The sequence below is a fragment of the Bradyrhizobium guangdongense genome (assembly GCF_006483445.1).
GTDB classification, from domain to species: domain Bacteria; phylum Pseudomonadota; class Alphaproteobacteria; order Rhizobiales; family Xanthobacteraceae; genus Bradyrhizobium; species Bradyrhizobium guangdongense_A.
On sequence record NZ_PPPT01000285.1, the window covers coordinates 1 to 7513 of the forward strand.

Consider the following 7513-nt stretch of genomic DNA (forward strand, 5'->3'; position numbering starts at 1 on the left):
CCCCAACCCTCTCCCCGTAAGGACGGGGAGAGGGGGAAGAAGAAAATTAAGCCGCCCGCGCGTCATACGCGTACATGAAATCCATGCTCTTGGCGCCGAGCGGCAACAGCCACTTCATGATCTGATTGCGGATCCAGGCGCCTGACGCGCTGAACTCGCGCTTGCTGCTGCCGTTGCGGCGGGCGATGGCGACGATCTTTTCGGCACGCGGGCGGCGCTCCCGCTCGAAATTCTGGAAGGTGACGCCGAGCTCCTGGCCCTGCGTCATCAGCCTGCCGAGCCGCAGCGCGTCCTCGAGCGCCAGCGAAGCGCCCTGGCCTGCATGGGGGCTGGTGGCATGCGCGGCATCGCCGATCAGCAATGAGCGCCGGCGCGACCAGGTCGGCAACGTCGCGACGTCGAGCGTGTCTGTCACCACGATGTTCTCGGCGGCCTCGATGATGGCGGGGATCGGATCGTGCCATCCCCGGTGAAAGTCGCGCAGATGCTGCTTCAGCGTCGACTGCGCCTGCGCGCGGAAGGCAGCCGCGTCCATGCCGTTGGCCGGCTGCGTGCTCCACCACATCGCGCCGTCTTTTGCGTCGGTGCTACAGAAGCCGTAGCCGAAGAAGCCGCTGCGGCCAAAAGTGGTCTCCACCCGCTGGCCGAGCCCGTCGAGCAAGGCGCGCGGCACAAAACCGCCGAAGCCGATCAGGCCGGTGTCGAAGGGCGTGGGACCATCGGGCACGACATGGCGGCGGACCGCGGAATGCACCCCGTCGGCGCCGATCAGGAAATCGCCTTCGGCGCTGGTGCCGTCGGCAAAATGCGCGACGATCGGCTGGTCGCCGCGATCCTCGATGCCGACGAGGCGCTTCTCGAAATAGAGCTCGGCATGCGCGCACCAGGCCTTGTCGATGAGAATTTCGTTCAGCGTCGCGCGGCACATATTCACCGCGGGCTGGCCAAACCGCTTTTCCATGTCGCGGTTGATCGAGCCGAGACGTTGGCCGTCCTGGGCGCAGAAGTCGAAGGACTCCGCGACCGAGCCGCGATTGATCAGCTCGCGGGCAAGGCCGAGCTCCTCCATCACGTGCATGCCGTTCGGCGCAATCTGGAGCCCGCCGCCGATGCCGGTGGAGTAGGGCCAGGCCTCGAAGATCTGGGCGTCGATGCCGGCGCGGCGGAGCAGGATCGCCGTGACGGGCCCGGCGATGCCGGCGCCGATGATCAGGGCCTTGCGGGGACGTCTCTGCATATCTTGCTCCCAGGGCTTGCGAGGTGCTAGGAAAATTACGGTCGCTAATTATCTTAGCGACTAAGATATATATCTGCTAAGGTAAGGGGCCGGTCCTTGTCAAGAGGCAAAGCGCGTGCGGCGCTGCTCGGGGAACTCGAAGAGGCGATGCGCCGGTCGTCGGCGCAGGGCGTGCTGTACGGCCAGGCGGTTGCCGACATCGCCGGCATTTCCGGCTCCGATCTCGAATGCCTGGATTTTCTCAACCTGGAAGGACGGGTCACCGCGGGCCGGCTCGCCGAGGTCACGGGACTGACGACGGGGGCCATCACTGGCGTCGTCGATCGGCTGGAGAAGGCCGGCTATGTCCGCCGCGAGCGCGATGAATCCGATCGGCGCAAGGTGTTCATCACCGTGGTGCCGGAGGCGACCGCAAAGATCGGCCAGTTTTACGTGCCGATGCAGCAGGCGATGCAGAAGGTCTGGAGCGGCTACAGCGAGGAGGAGTTGCGCCTGCTGCTGCGCTTTGCGCTTGATGGCTACAAGGGCGTGCTGGAGGCGACCGAGGCGTTGAAGACCGTCATCGATGCGCCCGCTGAGAAACGCGCCAGTCTCAAGACGCCGAAGCCTCGGCGCTGACGGGGATCTGCGCCGGCGCGATCGGCGCTTCGGCCGGTACCCGGTAGGCCTGCGCGGCCGCGATCATGCCCCACATCGCGCCCAGCATCATCCAGAAGTGCCGCCAGTGATCGGTGTCGATCACAAAGCTTTCGCCGACGGTGCCGACGAAGGCCGAGAACACCGCCAGATAAGTCCGCTGCCAGGGCACGCGGACGAAGACGTGGCGGAAGCCGATGATGACGGTCGTGAACACCAGCGCCGGATAGAGCACACCCGACAGCCAGCCGCCGGACATGAAAGCGTTGAGATAGGAGTTGTGGGTGTCCTCGGGGAAGAAGCGGTGGAATTGCAGGGGACCGATGCCGAAGGGCAGGTCGAGCGCCATGTCGGCACCGAGGATGTGCCGGCCGAAGCGGCCGAAGCGGCCTTCGTCGTAGCTCTGGTCGAAGCTCGCGCGCTGCTTGAACATTTCGGCGGTCGCGTCGAACGACAGCAGCACCGCGATCAGGGCGAGACCCAGCACTGCAGCAACGATGGTCATGATGATGATGCGCGAGCGCTGTGTGTTGCTGCGGCTGGTCAGCACCATCAGCGCCAGCATGAAGGCCGCGGTGATGACCAGGCCGCCCCAGGCCGCGCGCGAGAACGCGAGCAGGATGGCGAGCGCCATGATGGCAAACGCGATTGCGTTGCGGATCGCCTTGCCGGGGCGCTCCAGCACCACGCTTTGCAGGACGAACAGCGACGGTAGGATCAGGAAAGCGCCGAGCACGTTCGGATCCTTGAAGGTGCCGCGCGCGCGCCCGTAGAGTGTCAGCAGGTCGTTTCCGCCGGGGACGAGATGAAAGTAGCCGGCGACCGCCGAGGTCGCGGCAATCATCGCACCGACCACGAGCCCGCGGCGCAGCATGTCGAGCCGCGCCGCCGTGTCCTCGGAGACCACCATGGCGAAGAACACGACGGTGACGGCCATGTACCAGGAGGTCGCGATCCAGCTTGCCACCTCGGTCTGGCCGAGCAGCGGAATGGCGCAGATGGTGTAGCCGATGTTGAGCAGGAACAGCGCCAGCACCAGCGGCATGAACACAAGTTGAAGCCGAAGCCCAGTTGCAAAGAAGGTGACGGTCGCAAGCAGCGTCGCGATTTCGTAGGGGCTCGGCTCGATGAAGACGACCGCACCGCAGGCGCCGACCAGCCACACCAGCGCGCGTTGCAGTGCCAATACGCCGGGCGCAGCGACAGGTGTCGCCGCATTCATTCCCCCGGCTGCCGCCGCATAGGCCATCACACGCTCATACGCTTACGCAACTCGTACACAAACTTGCGAAGGCCCCGCATCCGCGGGGCCTGACGACGTCAATACGCATTCTCGTTCTTGGTCAGCAGCGACAACGGCGTCTTGAGGAAGATGTAGAGGTCGAACAGCACCGACCAGTTCTCGATGTAATAGAGATCGAACTCGACGCGCTTTTGGATCTTCTCTTCGTTGTCGATCTCGCCGCGCCAGCCGTTGATCTGCGCCCAGCCGGTGATGCCCGGCTTGACGCGGTGGCGTGCGAAGTAGCCGTCGACGGCTTCGTCGAACAGGCGGTGCTGGAACTTGCCCTGCACGGCGTGCGGGCGCGGTCCGACCAGCGACAAATTGCCCTTGACCACGACGTTGAAGAGCTGCGGCAGCTCGTCGAGACTGGTCTTGCGGATGAAGCGGCCGACGCGGGTGACGCGCGGATCATTCCTGGTCACGACCTTGGACGCGGTCGGATCGGCCTGGTGGTGATGCATCGAGCGGAATTTGTAGACGTCGATGCGCTCGTTGTTGAAGCCAAATCGCTTCTGGCGGAACAGGACCGGGCCGGGGCTGTCGAGCTTGACCGCCAGCGCCACCAGCGCCATCACCGGCAACGCGGCGAGCAGCGCGAGGCCACCGACGACGCGGTCGAACAGCCATTTCATCACCAGATCCCAGTCGGTGATCGGCGCCTCGAACACGTCGAGCGTCGGCACCTCGCCGAGATAGGAGTAGGAGCGGGGACGGAAGCGCAGCTTGTTGGTGTGCGCGGAGAGGCGGATATCGACCGGCAGCACCCAGAGTTTCTTCAGCATTTCCAGGATGCGGGTCTCGGCCGAGATCGGCAGCGCGAATAGCACGAGGTCGACGCGGGTGCGGCGGGCGAATTCGACGATGTCGTCGACCTTGCCGAGTTTGGGCGTGCCGGCGCAGGTATCGAGCGCACGGCTGTCGTTGCGGTCGTCGAACACGCCGAGGATATGGATATCGCTGTCGTCCTGCGCCTTCAGCGCGGCGACCAACTCCTCGCCGTTGCGGTCGGAGCCGACGATGATGGTGCGGCGGTCGAGCCGGCCGTCGCGGGCCCAGTTGCGGACCATGTTGCGCAGGATTATGCGCTCGCCGACCAGCGCGACGAGGCCGACGACGAAATAGGCGGCGAGCCAGACGCGCGAAACCTCACCGCCGACCTTGGCGAAGAAGGAGACGCCGATGAACAGCAGGAAGACGAAGGACCAGGACGAGATCATCCGCGTCATCTGGCGCAACTGGCCGCGGAAGAGCTCGACCTGATAGATATCGGCCGCCTGGAAGCAGGCGATCGCGGTTGTGGTGATGCCGAGGATCGCGACGAGATATTGCCAGAAATAATACCCGGAGACGGGCAGCACATAGATGAGGTGCAGTGCGATGCCGATCACGCTGAGCAGCGCGAAATCGGCGAGCCGCACGAAGCCCGCGATCACGATCGGCGAATAGGCTTTGAGAACCTTCTGGTTGACCACGTCGAGCGCGGCCGGAGACAACCGGCGGCGACGTTCGACGAAGGGCTTTTCGGTCGGCGTGCTTGTGGCAGCGTTGGCTGCGTCCTCAAGCATCGAGCGTGCGTTGATCGGTTCCACGGCCTTCCCAGTCCATTCCAGCGATCCCCCTGGCCATTATTTTGGCTTGCCCATCAAGATGGGCACGCAGGCGCCAGGGCGGAACTCCCCTGGCTCTTCGCTTATCGGACAAATCGGAAGAAACTCTTAGCGTAGTAAATGACGGTTAATGATTGGCAAACGCGTCGCGGTAACCGGCCAGCACGCCTTCGACCATGGCCTGCTGGGAGAAATGCGCGGAGATCCGTTCCCGCAGCGCGGCAGCGCGCTGCGCGGTCGCCTGCGGATTGTCCAAGGCAGCACCGATCGCTTCGGCCATGGCGTCGGGATTGCTCGGCGCAAACAGCGCGGGGCTGTCGGCGCCGAAAATTTCCGGAATGCCGCCGACCCGCGCGGCGATCATGGGAATGCCGGCGGCGCCGGCCTCGATCACGACATAGGGCATGGAATCGCCGCGGGAGGGGACCACCAGCAGCCGGCCCTTGGAAAAGCCGTAGCGCGCCTTGACGTGGCCGATGAAGCGGATCGAGGAGGCAAGCCCGAGCTTTTCGACCTGCGCCTTCAGCGCGGCGGTTTCCTCGCCGTCGCCGCCGAGCGTCAGCGTGACCTTCTTGCCCATGGCGTGGAGACGGACGACCGCATCGACCAGGAGATCGGCGCCCTTGATGTGCCTGAACTCGCCGACATAGGTGAGGTCGGTCGCATCGTCGGCCATCGTCAGCGGCTCGAATTCCTCCGGCGTCACGCCGTTGAAGACGCAGCGCACCACGCCCCTGGGCTTGCCGACGATGCGCTGATAGGTGTCGCGGGCGAACGCACTTTCGAACAGGAACAGGTCGGTGCTGTTCATCTGGGTCCGCTCCAGCCGCGCATAGAACTCGCCCTTGAACGTGCCGAGCGGGTAGTGCAGCGAGCCGCCATGCGGGGTGTAGATCCGGATCGTGTCGTCGGAGCGCCGCCGCGCGCGCACATAGACACCCGCCTTGGCGCCGTGGCCGTGCATGACGTCAGGCTTGAGCTTGCGGATCAGGCGCGAGATGCGGAGCCAGACCAGGAAATCGTCGGGCGAGGGCTCGCGGCGGATCGCCATGCGATGCACGCCGAGCTTCAGGCGCGGAGCGAGATCGGCAAACGCCTTCTCGGCGCGGTCGCCGCCGGTCAGGCTGTCGGCGAGAATGCCGACATGATGTCCGCGATCGATCTGGCCGTTGGCGAGGTCGAGGATGTGGCGAAAGATGCCGCCGACGGGCGCGCGCACGGCGTGCAGGATGCGCAGCGGCTGGTCGGGAGGCGGAGGCATGTTCAAACCAGCGCTCGGAGGCGAATGCACAACAATCCAAATACGACGCAGATTAAGGGGGCTCCATGGTTAACAAACGGTGTTCGCGCGGGCGTTCTCGTTCATGGACCCGTCCTGCCGCGCGCAATTAACCCAGCAGCAACCTTAATGGAGTGTAATCGCCGCGGTTGAAGTGGATGAGTGGCGTCCGCGGGAGTGTATGATGCGTCTGGCGTTCTGGCGGGGCTGGAAAGAGAGAGCGGCGATCAAGCGGGCCGTTCCCAAGCCGCCCAAGGTAGCGAAGCAGAAGGCGACGGTCGCAAAGCCGGCTGATGCGCCGTTGGCGGAGACGGGCGATCTCGATCTGCGTCTGCTGGGCCGTGCACTGGCACGCCGGCGCAGCTGGATCATCATCCCGACGGTGCTGGCGCTGGTCGGCTCGGTCGTCGCCGTCAACATGGTCACGCCGCGCTTCAAGTCGGAAGCCCGCATCCTCATCGACGGACGCGAGAACGTGTTCCTGCGGCCGAACAGCGAGCGGTCGGAGGAGCGGCAGGGCGCGCTCGACCCCGAGGCCGTCACCAGCCAGGTGCAGCTCGTGCTGTCGCGCGATCTCGCGCGCGAGATCATCAGGAAAAACAGGCTTGCGGAGCGGCCGGAGTTCGATCCGGTGCTGCAGGGCGTGACGCCGCTGAGGTCCTTGCTGGCGCTGGTCGGCATCGGCCGCGATCCCTTCTCCATGACCGCGGAAGAGCGGGTCATGGAGGCCTATTACGATCGGCTGACGGCTTACGCCGTCGACAAGTCGCGCGTCATCGTCATCGAATTCCTGTCGTGGGATCCGGACCTCGCCGCGCGCGTCGCCAATTCGATCGCCGACGGCTATCTGGTGCTGCAGCAGAACGCGCGGCAGGATCAGGCCAAGTCGGCGAGCACGTGGCTGGCGGGCGAGATCGACAATCTGCGCAAGAAGGTGTCCGACGCCGAATCGCGCGTCGAGGACTTTCGCTCCAAGTCGAGCCTGTTCGTCGGCACCAACAACACCACGCTGTCCAACCAGCAGATGGGCGAGGTCAACACCCAGCTCAACAACGCACGCGCGATGAAGGCGGACACCGAATCCAAGGCCCGCTTGATCCGCGAGATGCTCCAGAGCGGCAAGCCGATCGAGGCAACCGAGGTTCTCAACACCGAGCTGATGCGCCGCCTGTCGGAGCAGCGCGTCACGCTGCGGGCGCAACTCGCCGAACAATCGTCGACGCTGCTTGGCAACCATCCCCGCATCAAGGAGCTGAAGGCACAACTCGCCGACCTCGACAACCAGATCCGTGACGAGGCCAGCAAGATCTCGCGGTCGCTGGACAGCGATGCGCGCATCGCCGGCGGTCGGGTGGACAGCCTGACCGCGAGCCTCGAGCAGTTGAAGAAGCAGGCGTCCTCGACCAACGGCCAGGACGTGCAGCTCCGCGCGCTGGAGCGCGAGGCCAAGGCGCAGCGCGACCTGCTGG

Annotated in this window: 6 protein-coding genes; 2 read left to right on the forward strand and 4 right to left on the reverse strand. The window is 65.1% G+C overall.

Annotated elements, in window-relative coordinates; translation table 11 throughout:
• Positions 1–46 precede the first annotated feature (46 nt).
• Complete coding sequence (locus C2U70_RS31835; RefSeq protein ID WP_140982587.1) at positions 47–1237, reverse strand: FAD-dependent monooxygenase; 1191 nt, start codon at positions 1235–1237, stop codon at positions 47–49.
• Positions 1238–1384: 147 nt separating this feature from the next.
• Between C2U70_RS31835 and C2U70_RS31840 the strand changes: the two genes are divergently transcribed.
• Complete coding sequence (locus C2U70_RS31840) at positions 1385–1855, forward strand: MarR family winged helix-turn-helix transcriptional regulator (protein WP_140982591.1); 471 nt, start codon at positions 1385–1387, stop codon at positions 1853–1855.
• Here C2U70_RS31840 and C2U70_RS31845 read toward each other — a convergent pair.
• From C2U70_RS31845 to C2U70_RS31855, 3 genes are all read right to left on the reverse strand, one after another.
• Positions 1830–3122, reverse strand: a complete 1293-nt coding sequence (locus C2U70_RS31845) for an O-antigen ligase family protein (RefSeq protein ID WP_140982588.1) — start codon at positions 3120–3122, stop codon at positions 1830–1832. The genes C2U70_RS31840 and C2U70_RS31845 overlap by 26 nt on opposite strands.
• 71 nt (positions 3123–3193) lie before the next feature.
• Entirely contained in the window at positions 3194–4723 is a 1530-nt protein-coding gene (locus tag C2U70_RS31850; protein ID WP_140982589.1) for an undecaprenyl-phosphate glucose phosphotransferase, read from the reverse strand.
• 169 nt (positions 4724–4892) lie between these two features.
• Positions 4893–6026: a glycosyltransferase family 4 protein gene (locus C2U70_RS31855; RefSeq protein WP_140982590.1), complete on the reverse strand. Its 1134-nt coding sequence runs from the start codon at positions 6024–6026 to the stop codon at positions 4893–4895.
• 202 nt (positions 6027–6228) lie between these two features.
• Here C2U70_RS31855 and C2U70_RS31860 point away from each other — a divergent pair.
• Positions 6229–7513 (forward strand): GumC family protein (locus C2U70_RS31860; protein WP_186294591.1); only part of this gene is annotated, 1285 nt, incomplete at its 3' end.

Excerpts from the sequence above, each read along its gene's own strand:
- C2U70_RS31845 (WP_140982588.1), bottom strand. The coding sequence starts at position 3,122 with ATGGCCTATGCGGCGGCAGCCGGGGGAATGAATGCGGCGACACCTGTC.
- C2U70_RS31855 (WP_140982590.1), bottom strand. The coding sequence starts at position 6,026 with ATGCCTCCGCCTCCCGACCAGCCGCTGCGCATCCTGCACGCCGTGCGC.
- C2U70_RS31850 (WP_140982589.1), bottom strand. The coding sequence starts at position 4,723 with ATGCTTGAGGACGCAGCCAACGCTGCCACAAGCACGCCGACCGAAAAG.
- C2U70_RS31835 (WP_140982587.1), bottom strand. The coding sequence starts at position 1,237 with ATGCAGAGACGTCCCCGCAAGGCCCTGATCATCGGCGCCGGCATCGCC.
- C2U70_RS31840 (WP_140982591.1), top strand. The coding sequence starts at position 1,385 with ATGCGCCGGTCGTCGGCGCAGGGCGTGCTGTACGGCCAGGCGGTTGCC.